Here is a 15,463-nt window from a genome sequence, read left to right as displayed (position 1 = left end):
ACCGACAGAGGACCCCACCCGGCGATGATCATCGGCCTGTCCATCGTGCTCATCATTGCCAGCGCACTGCTGGTGATTCTCATCCTCCTGCACCGCGGCAAGGGTGGTGGCCTGTCGTCGATGTTCGGCGGCTCGGTCTCCTCGTCGCTGTCCGGATCCTCGGTGGTCGAGAAGAACCTCGACCGCCTGACGCTGTTCTGCGGCGCGGTCTGGACCATCTGCATCGTCGGCCTCGGCCTGCTTCTCAAGGCCGGCGGCTAAATAGCCCTTCCCCAGACCCCGGAGCACGTCCGGGGTTCCACCGTTCGTCGAGGAGAGCAGACACAGTGGCTGGTGGCAGCGCCATCCGGGGCAGCAGGGTCGGGGCGGGACCGATGGGAGAGGCCGAGCGCGGGGAGTCCGCCCCGCGCCGCCACATCCCGTTCTGGTGCGCGAACGGGCACGAGACGCGCCCGGCGTTCGCGGAGGAGGCGGCGGTCCCGGAGACGTGGGACTGCCCGCGTTGCGGGCTGCCGGCCGGTCAGAGCGAGCAGGCGCCGCCGCCGGCGCCGCGCAACGAGCCGTACAAGACCCACCTGGCGTACGTGCGGGAGCGCCGCACCGACGCCGACGGCGAGGCCATCCTCGAGGAGGCTCTGGCCAAGCTGCGGGACCGCCGCGGCCGGTGACCGCCTCCACCTGGCGCGAGCTGGGGGAGAAGCGGCGGCTGCGCCGTCCGTCCGGGGACGCCGAGCCGGCGGATGAGCTGGCCGAGGAGATGGCGGTCGGGGTCGCGCTGGACGGCGTCGACCTGGCCGAGACCCGGCGCTCGCCGCTGACGCTGGTCGACAGCGTGCTGCGGCGCTGCGACCTGTCCGCCGCGGTCTGGCAGGCGGTGACGATGCGGCAGGTCGAGTTCCTGGACTGCCGGGCGCTCGGGCTGCGACTGTCCGTCGACCTCGGCCAGGACGTCTACCTGCGCGACTGCCGGCTGGACGCGGCCACGCTGCGGATCAGCCGGGTCCGCGGGATGGTCGTGTTCGACGACTGCACGTTCACCGACGCCGTCATCGGCGGAGACCTGTCCGCGGTCGTGTTCACCGGCTGCACGTTCGACGGGGCCGAGTTCGCGGCGACCGCGGCCGACGGGTGCGACCTGCGCGGGTCCCGGCTGGGTGGGGCGCGCGGGCTGCTCACGCTGCGCGGGGCCCGGGTGACGATGGACCAGGCCGTCTCGTTCGCGCCCCGGCTCGCCTCCGAGGCCGGCTTCACGATCCAGGCCGACTGACCTCTGCTCCGGCGGTGCCGAGGGTGCGGGTGGCGGGGGTGACGAGCAGCCAGGCGCCGGCGGCGAGCACCGGGATCGCGGCGACGGCGAACGCGAGCCGGACGTCGATCGCGACCAGCAGGCCGGTGCCGGCCAGCGAGACCGGCTCCAGCGCGGTCCGGGCCAGGTGCAGCAGCGAGCTGGTGCGGCCGAGCCGGTCCGGCGGCGTCCGGGTCTGCAGCCAGGTCGGCAGCGCGACGTCCTGGGAGTACGCGACCCCGACGCCGAGCAGGGCCAGCAGCACCGCGGCCACGACGACCTGGCGGGTCAGGCCGATCGTGGTGAACGTGACCGCCTCGACCACGCTCATCAGCCCGATCAGCAGGCCCCAGCGCGCGGGCAGCCCGGTCGCGGCCGCGGCGACCGACCCGGTCAGCTGGCCGACGCCCCAGGCCGAGAGCAGCACGCCGAGCCCGAGCGCGCCGCCGCTGGAGCGGGCCAGCGCGGGCAGGCCGACGCCGAACAGGCCCGCGTAGCTCAGCGTCGCCGCGGCCACCACGATCAGCACGGCCCGGACCTCGGCGGTGCGGGCGGCCCAGCGCAGCCCGGTCCGGATGTCCGTCCACATCGGACCGTCCACAATGGATCGTACGGTCGGGGCGGCCAGGACGGTCGCGGCGGCGAGGGCGAACGTGCCGGCGTCGGCGGCCAGCGCGGCCGCCGGTCCGGCGGTGGTCACGAGGACGCCGGCCCCGAGCGGGCCCACCACGAACGCGACCTGCTCGCCGGCCGAGACCAGCGCGTTGGCCCGGGGGAGGTGGGCGGCGTCGACCAGCGCGGGCAGGATCGCGACCCCGGCCGGTCCGGCGAACGCGTCGGCCGCGCCGACGACGATCGCGACCGCGGCGAACACGGCCGCGCCGGGGTCGCCGGTCGCGGCCAGCAGCGCCAGCAGGCCGACCGCGACGCCGCGGGCCAGGTGCGCGCCGAGCAGCACGGTCCGGGCCGAGACCCGGTCGACGACGGCGCCGCCGACCAGCAGCAGGACGCCGCGGGGGATCGCGCCGGCGATCAGCGTCCCGGCCAGGACGCCGGCCGAGCCGGTCGCGGACAGCACCAGCCAGGCGAACGCGACCGCGAACGCGGCGTCCCCGATCCCGGACACCGACTCGCCGCCCCAGACGCGCCAGAACCGCCACCCCACCCGCGCACCGTAGCCACCGGCCGCGCCGGGCGGGCGTCAGCCGATGGGGAGGCGGACGACGGAGGGTGGGAGTTTGGCGGCGGACCCCTGGTCCAGCAGCCAGAGGGTGCGGGCGCGGCCGCGGGCACCCGCGGCCGGGACCTGGATCGCGCCGGCGCCGCCGAGGGCGAGCGCGACCGCGCCGGCCTTCTCGGTGCCGGCCGCCATCAGCCAGACCTCCGTGGCCGCGGTGATCGCCGGGAAGGTCAGCGTGAGCCGGGTCGGCGGCGGCTTGGGACACCCGCGCACGGCCGCGACCGGCCGGGTCTCGTACGCGGCCGGCGACCCGGGGAAGATCGAGGCGACGTGCCCCTCCTCGCCGACCCCGAGCATGAGCACGTCCAGCCGCGGCACCGGCCCGTGGTCCTCGTGCCGGGTCGCCCGGGCCAGCTCGGCCGTGTACGCCGCGGCGGCCGCCTCGGGATCGCCCGCGTACGGACCGTCGGAGGCCGGGAACGGGTGCACCCGGGCCGGGTCGACGGGGACGGCGGACAGCAGCGCGTCCTGGGCCTGCTTGTCGTTGCGCTCGGGGTCGCCGTCCGGGAGCCAGCGCTCGTCGCCCCACCAGATGTCCACGTGGGACCAGTCGACCGCGGCCCGGGCCGGGTTCGCGGCCAGCTCCCGCAGGACCGCGCCGCCGACCCGGCCGCCGGTGAGCACGATCGAGGCGACCCCGCGGGCGGCCTGGGCGTCCACCAGCCGGACCGCGAGCCGGGCCGCCGCCGCCTTCGCCAGCAGGTCGGCGGTCCGGTGCACCACCACGTCCGTGCTCATGCGGACTCCCGGAGCGTGCTCATGCCAGCGGCTCCGGACCGCCGGCCGGGCCCGCCTCGTCGTCGGTCTCGGCCGCCGGTTTCGCCTCCGGCGCCGGACCGGCCTCGCCGCCCACCGCCGGATGCGCCGCCTCGTCCGGCCCCGCGGTACCGGCGGAGCCGCCGGCCGAGCCGCTGCCGGCTGAGCCGGGAGACGAGCCGCCGGCCGACCCGGGAGACGAGCCGGCAGCCGGGCCGGGGGATTTGGCTGCGACCGCAGCCGGCGACGCCACCGACGACTGCGCCGCGACCGGCGCCGCGGACGACGCCATCGGGTCGACCCAGATCAGCGTCCGCGGCTCGTCCGGCCGCGCCGCCAGCCCCGGCACGCCGGCCGCCACCCCGAGCGACTCCGCGTACGGCTGGTCGGCGTCGAGCCGGCGCAGTTCCTCGGCCAGCAGGTCACCGAGCTGCCGCTCCGGCAGCGCGACCGTGCTGTCGGGCTGCTCGCTGCGCTGCAGCAGGACCGAGGTGGCGTCCTTGCGGCTGAGCGTGACCGTGTTGCCGTCGACCAGCTCGATGCGGATCTCCGACACCCCGATCCCGCCCGCTCCGGCGGCCCGGCCGCCGGCCTGCTCGACCGGCACCTCGCAGCCGAACCGGGAGGACATCCAGCCGGCCAGCAGCAGCGCGGCCGGGTCGTCCTGCTTGCCGGTCACGGTCGCCGCCTTGGGCGCCGAGCGGACCGTGTCGAACGCCGAGGCCAGCTCGGCCCGCCACGGCGTCGTCCGGGTCCAGGCCAGGTCGGTGTCGCCGGGCACGTAGTCCTCGGCCCGCAGCCGCAGCCCGTCGGCCGGGTTCTCCGAGCGCCGGATGTCGGTGACCCGCCGGTCGGCGAAGACGCCGAGCGGGTCGTGCGCGATGCGGTCCGGGGGAGCGCCGTACCACCAGGTGACGACCGGCGCGTCCGCCGCCAGCAGCGGCAGCACGACGGACTCCGCGTGCAGCGAGAGCCGGCCGTACATCCGCATGACGACGGCCTCGCCCGGGCCGAGCCGCCCGCCGACGAGGACCTCGGCGTCCAGCCGGGGAATCGGCGCCTCGACCTGGCGCCGGATGACGATCAGCAGCCGGCAGGGGTGCAGGGAGGCGGCGGTGGTCGCGGCGGCCTCGGCCTCGTGCACGTCCTTCTCGTCCACGACCACGACGAGGGTGAGCGCGAGCCCGGACATCACCGCGCCGCCGGAGCGCCGCTCCGCGGCGAGGGCCTTGACGACGGCCGTGCCCGTGGTGTCCCACAGCGTGGTCACGGTCGCCTCCAGGTGCGCCCGTCGCGCGCGAGCATCTCGTCGGCCTCCTTGGGACCCCACTCGCCGGCCCGGTAGAAGGCCGGCTCCTTGCCCTGCCAGTAGTCCTCCAGCGGGTCGACCACCCGCCAGGACGCCTCGACCTCGGCCGCCTGCGGGAACAGGGTCGCGTCGCCGAGCAGCACGTCCAGGATCAGCCGCTCGTACGCCTCGGGCGAGGACTCGGTGAAGGACTGCCCGTAGAGGAAGTCCATCGCGACGTCCCGGACCTCCATCTGCGACCCCGGCACCTTGGACCCGAACTTGAGCGTGATGCCCTCGTCCGGCTGCACCCGGATCACCAGCTGGTTGTGGCCGAGCTCCTCGGTGTCGGTCTTGGAGAACGGCAGGTGCGGCGCCTTCTTGAACAGGATCGAGATCTCGGTGACCCGGCGCGGCAGCCGCTTGCCGGTGCGCAGGTAGAACGGCACCCCGGCCCAGCGGCGGGTCTCGATGTCGAGCTTGACCGCCGCGTACGTCTCCGTCTGGGAGTCGCCCGGGACGTCCTTCTCCTGCCGGTAGCCCAGCACCCGCTCGCCGGCCAGCCAGCCCTGCGTGTACTGGCCGCGGATCGCGTAGTCGCTGTGCGGCGGCGGCAGCGTGATCGCCCGCAGCACCTTGATCTTCTCGGTCCGGATCGCGTCCGCGGTGAACTCGACCGGCTCCTCCATGCCGACCAGCGCGAGCAGCTGCAGCACGTGGTTCTGCAGCACGTCGCGGGCCGCGCCGGTCTCGTCGTAGAACCCGGCCCGGCTGCCGATGCCGACGTCCTCGGCCATCGTGATCTGCACCGAGTCGACGTAGTTGGAGTTCCAGACCGGCTCGAACATCTGGTTCGCGAACCGCAGCGCCAGGATGTTCTGGACGGTCTCCTTGCCCAGGTAGTGGTCGATGCGGAAGACGTCCTGGGCCGTGAACACGTCGTCGACCAGGTCGTTCAGCTCACGCGAGGACTCCAGGTCGGTCCCGAACGGCTTCTCCACCACGACCCGGCGCCAGCCGCCGGACTTGCCGTTGTCGGCCATCCCGGTCCGCTGCAGCTGCTTGAGCACGATCGGGAACGCGGCCGGCGGGATGGACAGGTAGAACGCCGCGTTGCCCTTGATCCCGTGCGAGTCGCGCATCTCGTCCAGCGCCTCGGACAGCTCGTCGAAGGCGTTGTCGTCGTCGAAGGAGCCCGGTACGAAGCGGATGTTGCCGGCGAGCCGGGACCACACCTCCTCGCGCCAGGGCGTCCGGGCGCCGGCCCGGGCGGCGTCGCGGGCCATGTCCTCGAAGTCGCCGTCGCTCCAGTCGCGGCGGGCGAAGCCGGCCAGCACGAAGTCGGTCGGCAGCAGACCCCGGCTGTGCAGGTCGTACACGGCCGGGAGGAGTTTCTTGCGGGCCAGGTCGCCGGTGATGCCGAACACCACGAGGGCGCAGGGCTCCGGGACCCGCGGCAGCCGCCGGTCGCGCGGATCGCGCAGCGGGTTGGGCCGCCGTTCCTCGCCGAAGATCGGGTCCATCACCGCCCGGTCGCTTCCCGATCCGCGGCCGCCGGGCCCTGGCCCTTCGGCGTGGTGGAGCCGTCGGCGCTGACCTCGGCGCCGGCTTCCGACAACGACGTGGTGACCTGCTCGATGAGCTCGCCCCAGGAGTCCTCGAACTTCTTCACGCCCTCGTCCTCGAGCGTCTGCACGACGTCGTCGTACGAGACCCCGACGGCCTGCAGCCGGTCCGCGGTCTGCTGGGCCTCCGAATACATCGTGGTGATCGTGTCGCCCCGGACGACGCCGTGGTCGGCGACCGCGTCCAGCGTCGCCTCCGGCATCGTGTTGACCACGCCCGGCGCGACCAGGTCGACCACGTAGCGGGTGTCCTCGTACGCCGGGTCCTTCACTCCGGTGGACGCCCACAGCGGCCGCTGCGCGTGCGCGCCGGCCTCGGCCAGGGCCTTCCAGCGGTCGCCGCCGAAGACGTCCTCGTAGTGCTGGTAGGCCAGCCGCGCGTTCGCGATCGCGGCCGAGCCGCGCAGCGCCTTGGCCTCCTCCGACCCCAGCTTGTCCAGCCGCTTGTCGGTCTCGGTGTCGTTGCGGGAGACGAAGAACGAGGCGACCGAGCCGATCGTGGTCAGGTCGTGGCCGTTGGCCCTGGCCTGCTCCAGACCGGCGAGGAAGGCCTCCATGACCTCGTCGTACCGGGCCAGGGAGAAGATCAGCGTGACGTTGACGCTGATCCCCTCGGCCAGCACCGCCGTGATCGCGGGCAGGCCCTCGGCCGTGGCCGGGATCTTGATGAACAGGTTGGGCCGGTCGACCAGCCACCACAGCGCCTTGGCCTCGGCCACCGTCCGGTCGCTGTCGTGGGCCAGCCGCGGGTCGACCTCGATCGAGACCCGGCCGTCCACGCCGTCGGAGCGGTCGTGGACCGGCCGCAGCACGTCGCAGGCCCAGCGGACGTCGTACGTGGTCAGGGCCCGGACGGCCTCGCCCACGTCGACCCCGCGCAGGGCCAGGTCGGCGGTCTGCTCGTCGTACGCGTCGCCCTGGGACAGCGCCTTCTGGAAGATCGTCGGATTGGTGGTCACCCCGACCACGTGCTTGTCGTCGATGAGGTGCTGAAGGTTCCCGCTGCGCAGCCGCTCGCGGGACAGGTCGTCGAGCCAGACCGCCACCCCGGCGGCGGAGAGATCGGCGAGAGCGTCGCTCATGGAGTCCTCCTCAGGTTCCGGTGGTGGTGCCCGTGATCAGGCCGGCCCGCTGCAACGTGGCGTGGGCCGCGGCCACCACCCGGTCCGGCGTGAAGCCGAACTGTTCGAACAACGTGGTGCCGGCCGCGCTCGCGCCGAAATGCTCGATGCTCACGATCTCGCCGGTGTCGCCGACCAGGTCGCGCCAGCCCATCCCGATCGCGGCCTCGACGCTGACCCGGGCCTTGACCCCGGTCGGCAGCACGGCCTGCTGGTAGGCCAGGTCCTGCTCGAAGAACCACTCCCGGCACGGCATGGACACCACACGAGTGGCAACGCCCTCGTCCTCCAGCCGCTTCCGGGCCTCGACCGCCAGCCAGACCTCGGAGCCGGTGGCGATGATGATCACGTCCGGGGTCGTCTTGGCCGCGGCCTCGGCCAGCACGTACCCACCCTTGGCGGTGCCCTCGGCGGCGCCGGTGGTGCCGTCCGGCGAGCTCTCCGAGCGGTCCCAGGTCGGCACGTTCTGCCGGGTCAGGGCGAACCCGGCCGGCCGGTCGGTGTGCTCCAGGATCGTCTTCCAGGCCACCGCGGTCTCGTTCGCGTCGGCCGGGCGGACCACGTCCAGGCCCGGGATCGCCCGCAGCGCGGCCAGGTGCTCGATCGGCTGGTGGGTCGGGCCGTCCTCGCCGAGGCCGATCGAGTCGTGCGTCCACACGTACGTCACCGGCAGCTTCATCAGCGCCGCCAGCCGGACGGCCGGGCGCATGTAGTCGCTGAAGACCAGGAACGTGCCGCCGTAGACCCGGGTCAGCCCGTGCAGGGTGATCCCGTTCATGATCGAGCCCATCGCGTGCTCACGGATGCCGAAGTGCAGCACCCGCCCGTACGGCCCGCCGGGCCATTCCTTGGTCTGGTGCTCGGCCGGGATGAAGGACGGCTCGCCCTTGGGCGTGGTGTTGTTGGACTCGGCCAGGTCGGCCGAGCCGCCCCAGAGCTCCGGCAGCTCCGGCACGATCGCGTCCAGGACGTTGCCGGAGGCCTTGCGGGTCGCCATCCCCTTGGGGTCGGCGTCGAAGACCGGCAGCTTGTCGGTCCAGCCGGCCGGCAGGGTGTGCGTACGCAGCCGGTCCAGCAGCGTCTTGCGCTCCGGGTTCGCCTCGGCCCAGGCCTGGAAGCGGGTCTCCCACTCCGCGTGCTCGGCCTGGCCGCGGGTGCGGACCTCGCGGGCGTGGGTGAGCAGGTCGGGGTCGACCCAGAAGTTCTTCTCCGGGTCCAGCCCGAGCACCCGCTTGGTCGCCGCGACCTCGTCCGCGCCCAGCGCGGCGCCGTGGGCCTTGCCGGTGTTCTGCGCGTTCGGCGCGGGCCAGGCGATGATCGTGCGCAGCCGGATGAACGACGGCCGGTCGGTCTCGGCCTCGGCGGCCTTGATCGCCGCCTCCAGCGCGGCCACGTCCTCGACGTACGTCCCGTCCTCGCGGCGCCAGTCGATGGTCTGCACATGCCAGCCGTACGCCTCGTACCGCAGCGCGACGTCCTCGCTCAGCGCGATGTCGGTGTTGTCCTCGATGCTGATCTTGTTGTCGTCGTAGATCAGCGTCAGCGCGCCGAGCTTCTGGTGCCCGGCGATCGAGGACACCTCGCCGGAGATGCCCTCCTCCATGTCGCCGTCGGAGCAGATGGCGAAGATGTGGTGGTCGAACACGCTCTGGCCGGGGGCCGCGTCCGGGTCGAGCAGGCCGCGCTCGCGGCGGGCCGCCATCGCGAAGCCGACCGCGTTGCCGATGCCCTGGCCGAGCGGGCCGGTGGTGGTCTCCACGCCGGCGGTGTGCCCGTGCTCGGGGTGGCCCGGGGTCAGCGACCCCCAGGTCCGCAGCGCCTCCAGGTCCGCGAGCTCCAGGCCGTACCCGGCCAGGTAGAGCTGCAGGTAGAGGGTCAGGCTGGAGTGGCCGGCCGAGAGCACGAACCGGTCCCGGCCGAGCCAGCCCGGATCGGACGGGTCGTGCCGCATGATCCGCTGGAAGAGCGTGTACGCCACCGGCGCCAGGCTCATCGCCGTGCCGGGGTGGCCGTTGCCGGTCTTCTGCACCGCGTCCATGGCCAGCGCGCGGATCATGTCCACGGTCCGGGAGTCCGCGTCGGTCCAGCCGTCCGGGTACGCCGGCTGCGCGGGCGTCGCCGGAGCTTCCGCCGCGGGTTCCGGGGCCTTGTTCGTCGACTCGGCCGTGTCCTCGCCGGCGGGCGGGTGCTCCGAACTCTCGTTCACGCGAAATGCTCCTCTGCGTACGGACCGGACCCTGCCGGCCCGCGACCGTGACGGGCAGGTCGTGCCGGGCGGGCGGAGCCGTCGAATGATCACGTCGAGCGTAGTCCGTACCCGGCCCGCCGCAGTCTCCGACGGGCGAGGCCTCGCCCGTCGTGACCCGGCCGCTCTCCCTCCCGAGCGGCACGTACCCCTCAAGGGGTGCTCCGACACGGCGGTGCGTACAGTGCTTCGCGTGACGCAGGTGCTGCCGGGGCCGCGCGGCGCGGCGGTGCCGTCCGCGCCGGCCCCGATCGACGTGCCGGCCGAGCGTGCCGCGCGCCGGCGGCAGTCCGGGGTGATGCTGCGGGCGTACGTCGCGCTGACCAAGCCGCGCATCGTCGAGCTGCTGCTCGTCACGACCCTGCCGGCCATGATCCTGGCCGCGCACGGGCTGCCCCCGCTCGGCCTGGTGCTGGCCACCCTGGTCGGCGGCTCGCTGGCCGCGGGCAGCGCCAACGCGCTGAACTGCTACCTCGACCGCGACATCGACGCGGTGATGCGGCGCACGATCGCCCGCCCGCTGGCCCGGCACGCGGTCTCGCCCCGGGCCGCGCTGGTCTTCGGCATCGGCCTCGGCGTCGTCGCGATCTCGATCATGCTCGCGTTCACCGGCTGGCTGCCGGCCGCGCTCACCGCCGTCGCGATCCTCTTCTACGTGCTGGTCTACACGCTGGTGCTCAAGCGCCGGACCGCGCAGAACATCGTCTGGGGCGGCGCCGCCGGCTGCATGCCGGTGCTCATCGGCTGGGCCGCGGTGACCGGCTCGCTGGCCTGGGCCCCGGTGGTGCTGTTCGGGATCGTGTTCTTCTGGACCCCGCCGCACTTCTGGGCCCTGGCGATGCGGTTCAAGGACGACTACGCCCGGGCCGGGGTGCCGATGCTGCCGGTGGTGGCGACGCCGCTGCAGGTGGCCCGCCGGATCACCGCGTACACCTGGCTGACCGTGGCGACCTCGCTGGTGCTCTGGCCGCTGGCCACGTCCTGGGTCTACGGCGCCGTCGCGGTGCTGTCCGGGGCCTGGTTCCTGCTCGCCGCGCACCAGCTGCTGGCGCGGGTCGGGCGCGGGGAGGCGGCCAAGGCGCTGCCGCTGTTCCACCTGTCCAACACCTACCTCGCGGTGCTGTTCGTCGGGGTCGCCGTCGACGCGCTGGTGCGCTGACGTGCTGTCCCGGCCGCGCGGGCCGGCCCGGCGGTTGCCCCGCATCGCGCTGGCGACCTGCCGGGAGCTGCCCGCCGGCGACGAGGACGCGGGTCTGCTGCTGACCGCCTGCGCCGCCGCCGGGCTGGACGCGGACTGGCGGGTCTGGGACGACCCGGCCATCGACTGGGGCTCGTACGACCTCGTGGTGATCCGCTCGACCTGGGACTACGTGCCCCGCCGGGAGGACTTCACGGCCTGGGCGGCGAGCGTGCCGCGGCTGGCCAACCCGGCCGAGGTGATCGCCTGGAACACCGACAAGACGTACCTGCGGGAGCTGGCCGAGGCCGGGCTGCCGGTGGTGCCGACGGCCTGGCTGACCCCGCCGCCGAACGGGACCGGCGGGTGGCCGGACTGGCTCGACCTGGTGGTCAAGCCGACCGTGAGCGCGGGCGCCCGGGACACCGCGCGGTACGGCGCGGCCGAGCTCGACCGGGCCCGCGCGCACGCCGGCCGGCTGCTGGCCGCGGGCCGCCCGGTGATGGTCCAGCCGTACCTGAGCGGGGTGGACACCGTGGGCGAGGCCGCCCTGGTCTACGTCGGCGGCAAGTACAGCCACACGCTGCGCAAGAGCGCCGTGCTGCGGCCGGGGGACCCGGCCGAGACCGACGAGCTCTACCGGCCCGAGGAGATCGTCGAGCGGGCGCCGGCCCCGGGCGAGCGGGAGCTGGCCGAGCGGGCGCTGGCGGCGGTGCCCGGCGGCACCGACCGGCTGCTGTACGCGCGGGTCGACCTGCTGCCCGGACCGGACGGCGCGCCGGTCGTGGTCGAGCTGGAGCTGGCCGAGCCGTCGCTGTTCCTCGGCTCGGCCCCCGGCTCGGCGGACCGGTTCGCCGCCGCGATCCGGGCCGCCGCCCCGGTCTAGCGCGCGCTCAGCGCCTCCTGGGCCCGGACCCGGGACCGGGCCGTCAGCAGCGTGCCGAGCAGGCCGACCGCCAGCGCGACCAGGACGCCCAGGTTCGCGAACGCCCAGGCCCCCTCCTTGCCGCCGAGCCCGAACGGGCCGAGCAGGTAGCCCTGCCAGTCCAGCCAGCCGGCCGCGGCGTTGGTGACCAGCCCCCAACCGAGCACGGTGCCCAGCACGACCAGCCCGACCGCGTCCGCCCGGACGTCGCCGTACCGGCCGGTGGGGGAGTAGAGCTCGGCCTCGGCGTAGTCCCGCTTGCGCAGCGCGATGTCGGCCAGCAGCACGCCGCACCAGGCCGCGATCGGCACCCCGAGCGTGATCAGGAAGCCCTGGAACGGGCCGATGAAGTTGTCGGCCGCGAACACGACGTACACGGTCCCGATGATCATGATCACGCCGTCCACCAGCGCGGCCAGGTGCCGCGGGATCCGGACGCCGGCGGCGAGCAGGGACAGGCCGGAGGAGTAGATGTCCAGCACCGCGCCGCCGACCAGGCCGAGCACGGCCACGATCGCGAACGGCACCAGGAACCAGGTCGGCAGCACCTCGGTCAGCGCGCCGATCGGGTCGGAGCCGATGTCGGTGGACAGCTGCTGGGACGAGCCCGCCAGCAGCAGCCCGAAGACGATCAGGACGACCGGGCCGAGCGCTCCGCCGAACGTGGTCCAGCCGAACACGCCGCGCCCGGACGAGCGCCGCGGCAGGTAGCGGGAGTAGTCCGCGGCCGCGTTGACCCAGCCCAGCCCGAAGCCGGTCATGACGAACACCAGCGCGCCGACGAACGCCTGGGTCGAGCCCGCCGGCAGGCCCCGGACCGCGGACCAGGAGATGTGGCTCGCGGACAGGATCACGTAGACGACGGTGAGGACGCCGGTGGCCACGGTGATCCAGGTCTGCAGCTTCATGATGAACGCGAAGCCGAGCACCCCGGCCATGATCGTCACACCGGCGACCACGATCATCGCGATGATCTTGGTGCCGGTGCCGCCGCCCCAGCCGAGCCGGTCCAGCACGGTCGCGGTCGCCAGCGTGGCCAGGATGACCAGCACGGTCTCCCAGCCGACGGTGAGCAGCCAGGACAGCGCGCTCGGCAGCCGGTTGCCGCGGACGCCGAACGCGGCCCGGGACAGCACCATCGTCGGCGCCGAGCCGCGCTTGCCGGCCAGCGCGACCCAGCCGCAGAGCGCGAAGGACACGATGACGCCGACGACGCCGGCGATCACGCCCTGCCAGAAGGAGACCCCGAAGCCGAGCACGAAGGCGCCGTACGCGACCCCGAGCACGGAGATGTTGGCCGCGAACCAGGGCCAGAACAGGTCGGCCGGCCTGCCCTTGCGCTCGCCCTCGGCGATGACGTTGATGCCGTTGCGCTCGATCCCGGCCGGGACGGTGGTCGCCGGCGCGGCAGCCTGCTCGGTGTCGGACACGGTGCGATCGTCCACCACCGGACGGTCAGCCCGCCACGTACTCCCTGTACGGGACGGCCTCGGCGCCGGCGACGGCCCGGGTCGAGGTGGTCAGCAGCAGCCGGAGCGCGGCGATCCAGACCAGGCAGGCGCCGAGCAGGTGGAAGGCGACCAGCGCCACCGGCAGCCCGGTGAAGAACTGCACGAACCCGATCAGGCCCTGGGCCAGCTCGACCACCAGCAGCACCAGCGCCGCCCGGGTCGGGCCGGCCGGGGCCTTGGAGCCGCGCAGCCAGAGCCAGGTCGCGACGGTCAGGCCGATCAGCAGCATCACCGCGTCCGCGTGCAGCTGGCTGACGGTCTCCGGGTCGAAGCCGGTGCGGGGGACGTCGGCGTCGCCCGCGTGCGGCCCGCTGCCGGTCACCACGGTGCCGAGCGCGAGCACCGCGACGGTCACCCCGGTCAGCACCCGGACCAGCGTGACCAGGCTCGGGTTCACCACCCGGCGCGGCTCCCCGTCCGGCTGGTACGCCCGGTACGCCAGCGTCCCGGTGACCGCGAGGATCCCCATCGACAGCAGGAAGTGGGCCGCGACCGTCCACGGGTTCAGCCCGGTCAGCACGGTGATCCCGCCGAGCACGGCCTGGGCCGGGATGCCCAGGAACGCGGTCAGCGCCAGCGGCCGCAGCGGCCGCCGGGTCGAGCGCCACACCGCGAGCAGGGTGGCCAGCACGACCGCGGTGAGCACGAACGTGAGCATCCGGTTGGTGAACTCGATCACCCCGTGCTGCGCGTACGCCGCGGTCGGGGTGAGGGAGCCGGCGGTGCAGCTCGGCCAGGTCGGGCAGCCGAGGCCGGAGCCGGTCAGCCGGACGATGCCGCCGGTGACGACGATGCCGGCGTTGGCGACCACCGACGCGACCGCCAGCCGGCGCACCAGCACCTCGGGGGCGCGGGGGAGCTCCACCCGCAAAGAGTAGGTCGCCTCCCCGCACCCGGCGCGCCCGGGCCCGCGGCGGCTGGCGCCGTCCGGTGCGCCGGACCGGCGCGCAGGTTCGCGGCGGCGGGTTCACGATCCGGTTACGGCGGCGGCGCGGTGGCCGCGGACCGCCCTACGGTGACGGCGTGTCGGTGCAGTCGGGCATCCGGGATCCTGCCCTCCGGCCGCGCGAGCCCGGGACCGGCCGGGTGGCCGGGTCGGGGGACGCGCACCGCCCGCGGACCGGCGGCGGCGTCTGGATGCTGCCGCCCTGGCGCCGCGCCCCGGTGCTGCCCTTCGGCCAGCCGGCCGTCCTGCTGGCCGTGATCGCCGCGGCCGCGATCCTGGCCTGCGCGGCCGCCTCGGCCCCGCTGTTCCTGTCCTCGGCGTCCTCGGCCGCGCTGCAGCGGCTGATCGGCAACGAGTGCCCGAGCGCCGCGACCGCCTCGGTCAAGAACCACTCGACCGCCCGCAACCTGCCCGCGCTCGATGCCCGGGTGCGGCCGGCCATGACCGGCGCCGGGCTCGCCGCCCCGCACCTGGACGCGCTCGCGGCCGACAACTTCGGGCTGGACGGGCTCGGCGGCCCGCCGGTCCGGGTCGCGTACCGGGCCGACGCGGTGGCCAACCTGACCCACCTGCCGGGCGCGGTAGGCGGCACCGGCGTCTGGCTCCCGAAGTACGTCCGCGACCGGCTCGGCGTCCGGCCCGGGGCCGAGGTGGCCGTGAACGGCACGCCGGTCCGGGTCGCCGGCTACTACCCGAACTTCTACGACGTCCCGCTGCCCGCGTACTGGTGCTCGTACGGGTTCTTCGTGCTGCCGAAGGTGGTCAGCAACGACGTCCCGCCGCCGCTGGTGCTCGCGTCCGACCCGGCCACGTTCACCCGGCTCGTCGGCAGCCGGCCGGCCGACTACGACTGGGTGTCGCCGGTCGACTCCACCGGCGAGACCGTCAGCCGCGGGTACGACGTGGCCGGCCGCCAGGACGCGGCGTACCACGCCGCCGGGCTGCCGGTGCCGCGCGACTTCGGCCGCACCGCCGGCGGCACCGGGCAGCTGCCGACGCTGACCGACCGGGCCGTGCTGATCCGCAACGGCCTGCGCGGGCCGGTGCTGCCGATCGCCCTCGGCGGCACCCTGCTGGCGCTGCTGCTGGTCGGCGCGGCCGGGTCGTACTGGGCCGACCGGCGGCGGGCGGAGGTGCGGCTGCTGTCCGCCCGCGGCGTCGGGCCGGGCGCGCTGGCCGGCAAGGCCGTGCTGGAGCTGGCGTTGCCGGCCGCGCTCGGCACCCTGCTCGGCGCGGTGCTGGCCCGCTGGCTGGTCGGGCGGCTGGGGCCGAGCCCGGACCTGGACCCCTCGGCGTACCGGCAGGCGGCGGTGGTGGCCGGCGGCGGGCTGCTGGCCGGGCTGG

13 protein-coding genes and 1 pseudogene are annotated in these 15,463 nt (G+C 74.6%); 6 read left to right on the top strand and 8 right to left on the bottom strand.

What is annotated here, in order from left to right; all coding sequences use genetic code 11:
• Positions 1-24 precede the first annotated feature (24 nt).
• The 3 genes from secG to VGP36_09075 all read left to right on the top strand — a co-directional run bounded on the left by secG (position 25) and on the right by VGP36_09075 (position 1,267).
• Positions 25-261 (top strand): preprotein translocase subunit SecG, encoded by a 237-nt coding sequence (gene secG / locus VGP36_09085; protein HEV7654871.1) that lies wholly within the window; start codon positions 25-27, stop codon positions 259-261.
• Between the two features lie 65 nt (positions 262-326).
• Positions 327-668, top strand: coding sequence for an RNA polymerase-binding protein RbpA (locus VGP36_09080; GenBank protein ID HEV7654870.1), 342 nt, complete (start codon positions 327-329; stop codon positions 666-668).
• On the top strand, positions 665-1,267 hold the full coding sequence (locus tag VGP36_09075; protein HEV7654869.1) for a pentapeptide repeat-containing protein: 603 nt from the start codon (positions 665-667) through the stop codon (positions 1,265-1,267). Before VGP36_09080 ends, VGP36_09075 begins: the two co-directional genes overlap by 4 nt.
• Here the strand turns inward: VGP36_09075 and VGP36_09070 are convergent.
• The 6 genes and pseudogenes from VGP36_09070 to tkt form a co-directional block, all read right to left on the bottom strand.
• Positions 1,248-2,450, bottom strand: coding sequence for an MFS transporter (locus VGP36_09070; protein ID HEV7654868.1), 1,203 nt, complete (start codon positions 2,448-2,450; stop codon positions 1,248-1,250). The two genes, VGP36_09075 and VGP36_09070, sit on opposite strands and share 20 nt — an antisense overlap.
• A gap of 36 nt (positions 2,451-2,486) precedes the next feature.
• Complete coding sequence (pgl, locus tag VGP36_09065; GenBank protein HEV7654867.1) at positions 2,487-3,263, bottom strand: 6-phosphogluconolactonase; 777 nt, start codon at positions 3,261-3,263, stop codon at positions 2,487-2,489.
• A 19-nt stretch (positions 3,264-3,282) separates the two neighbouring features.
• Positions 3,283-4,551: a glucose-6-phosphate dehydrogenase assembly protein OpcA gene (locus VGP36_09060; GenBank protein ID HEV7654866.1), complete on the bottom strand. Its 1,269-nt coding sequence runs from the start codon at positions 4,549-4,551 to the stop codon at positions 3,283-3,285.
• Entirely contained in the window at positions 4,548-6,092 is a 1,545-nt protein-coding gene (zwf, locus tag VGP36_09055) for a glucose-6-phosphate dehydrogenase (protein HEV7654865.1), read from the bottom strand. Before zwf ends, VGP36_09060 begins: the two co-directional genes overlap by 4 nt.
• 83 nt (positions 6,093-6,175) lie before the next feature.
• Positions 6,176-7,276: pseudogene (tal, locus tag VGP36_09050) on the bottom strand (transaldolase).
• A gap of 10 nt (positions 7,277-7,286) precedes the next feature.
• On the bottom strand, positions 7,287-9,377 hold the full coding sequence (tkt, locus tag VGP36_09045) for a transketolase (GenBank protein ID HEV7654864.1): 2,091 nt from the start codon (positions 9,375-9,377) through the stop codon (positions 7,287-7,289).
• A 376-nt stretch (positions 9,378-9,753) separates the two neighbouring features.
• On the opposite strand from tkt, the gene VGP36_09040 reads away from it, so the two are divergent.
• Positions 9,754-10,719 (top strand): heme o synthase, encoded by a 966-nt coding sequence (locus VGP36_09040; GenBank protein ID HEV7654863.1) that lies wholly within the window; start codon positions 9,754-9,756, stop codon positions 10,717-10,719.
• 1 nt (position 10,720) lies between these two features.
• Positions 10,721-11,623: a hypothetical protein gene (locus tag VGP36_09035; GenBank protein HEV7654862.1), complete on the top strand. Its 903-nt coding sequence runs from the start codon at positions 10,721-10,723 to the stop codon at positions 11,621-11,623.
• Here VGP36_09035 and VGP36_09030 read toward each other — a convergent pair.
• Together VGP36_09030 and VGP36_09025 are read right to left on the bottom strand one after the other, a co-directional pair.
• Positions 11,620-13,107, bottom strand: coding sequence for a cytosine permease (locus VGP36_09030; GenBank protein ID HEV7654861.1), 1,488 nt, complete (start codon positions 13,105-13,107; stop codon positions 11,620-11,622). The two genes, VGP36_09035 and VGP36_09030, sit on opposite strands and share 4 nt — an antisense overlap.
• A gap of 10 nt (positions 13,108-13,117) precedes the next feature.
• Complete coding sequence (locus VGP36_09025; protein ID HEV7654860.1) at positions 13,118-14,038, bottom strand: COX15/CtaA family protein; 921 nt, start codon at positions 14,036-14,038, stop codon at positions 13,118-13,120.
• Between the two features lie 158 nt (positions 14,039-14,196).
• Here VGP36_09025 and VGP36_09020 point away from each other — a divergent pair.
• A partial coding sequence (locus tag VGP36_09020; GenBank protein HEV7654859.1) for an FtsX-like permease family protein occupies positions 14,197-15,463 on the top strand: 1,267 nt, incomplete at its 3' end.

It is taken from the genome of Mycobacteriales bacterium, from assembly GCA_035995165.1.
Taxonomy (GTDB): domain Bacteria; phylum Actinomycetota; class Actinomycetes; order Mycobacteriales; family CADCTP01; genus CADCTP01.
Note: the sequence above shows the minus strand (reverse complement) of the source record. Positions and strands in the feature narration are given on the sequence as shown.

Coding starts and splice junctions, on each gene's coding strand:
- secG (HEV7654871.1), top strand. CDS start 25: ATGATCATCGGCCTGTCCATCGTGCTCATCATTGCCAGCGCACTGCTG.
- pgl (HEV7654867.1), bottom strand. CDS start 3,263: ATGAGCACGGACGTGGTGGTGCACCGGACCGCCGACCTGCTGGCGAAG.
- zwf (HEV7654865.1), bottom strand. CDS start 6,092: ATGGACCCGATCTTCGGCGAGGAACGGCGGCCCAACCCGCTGCGCGAT.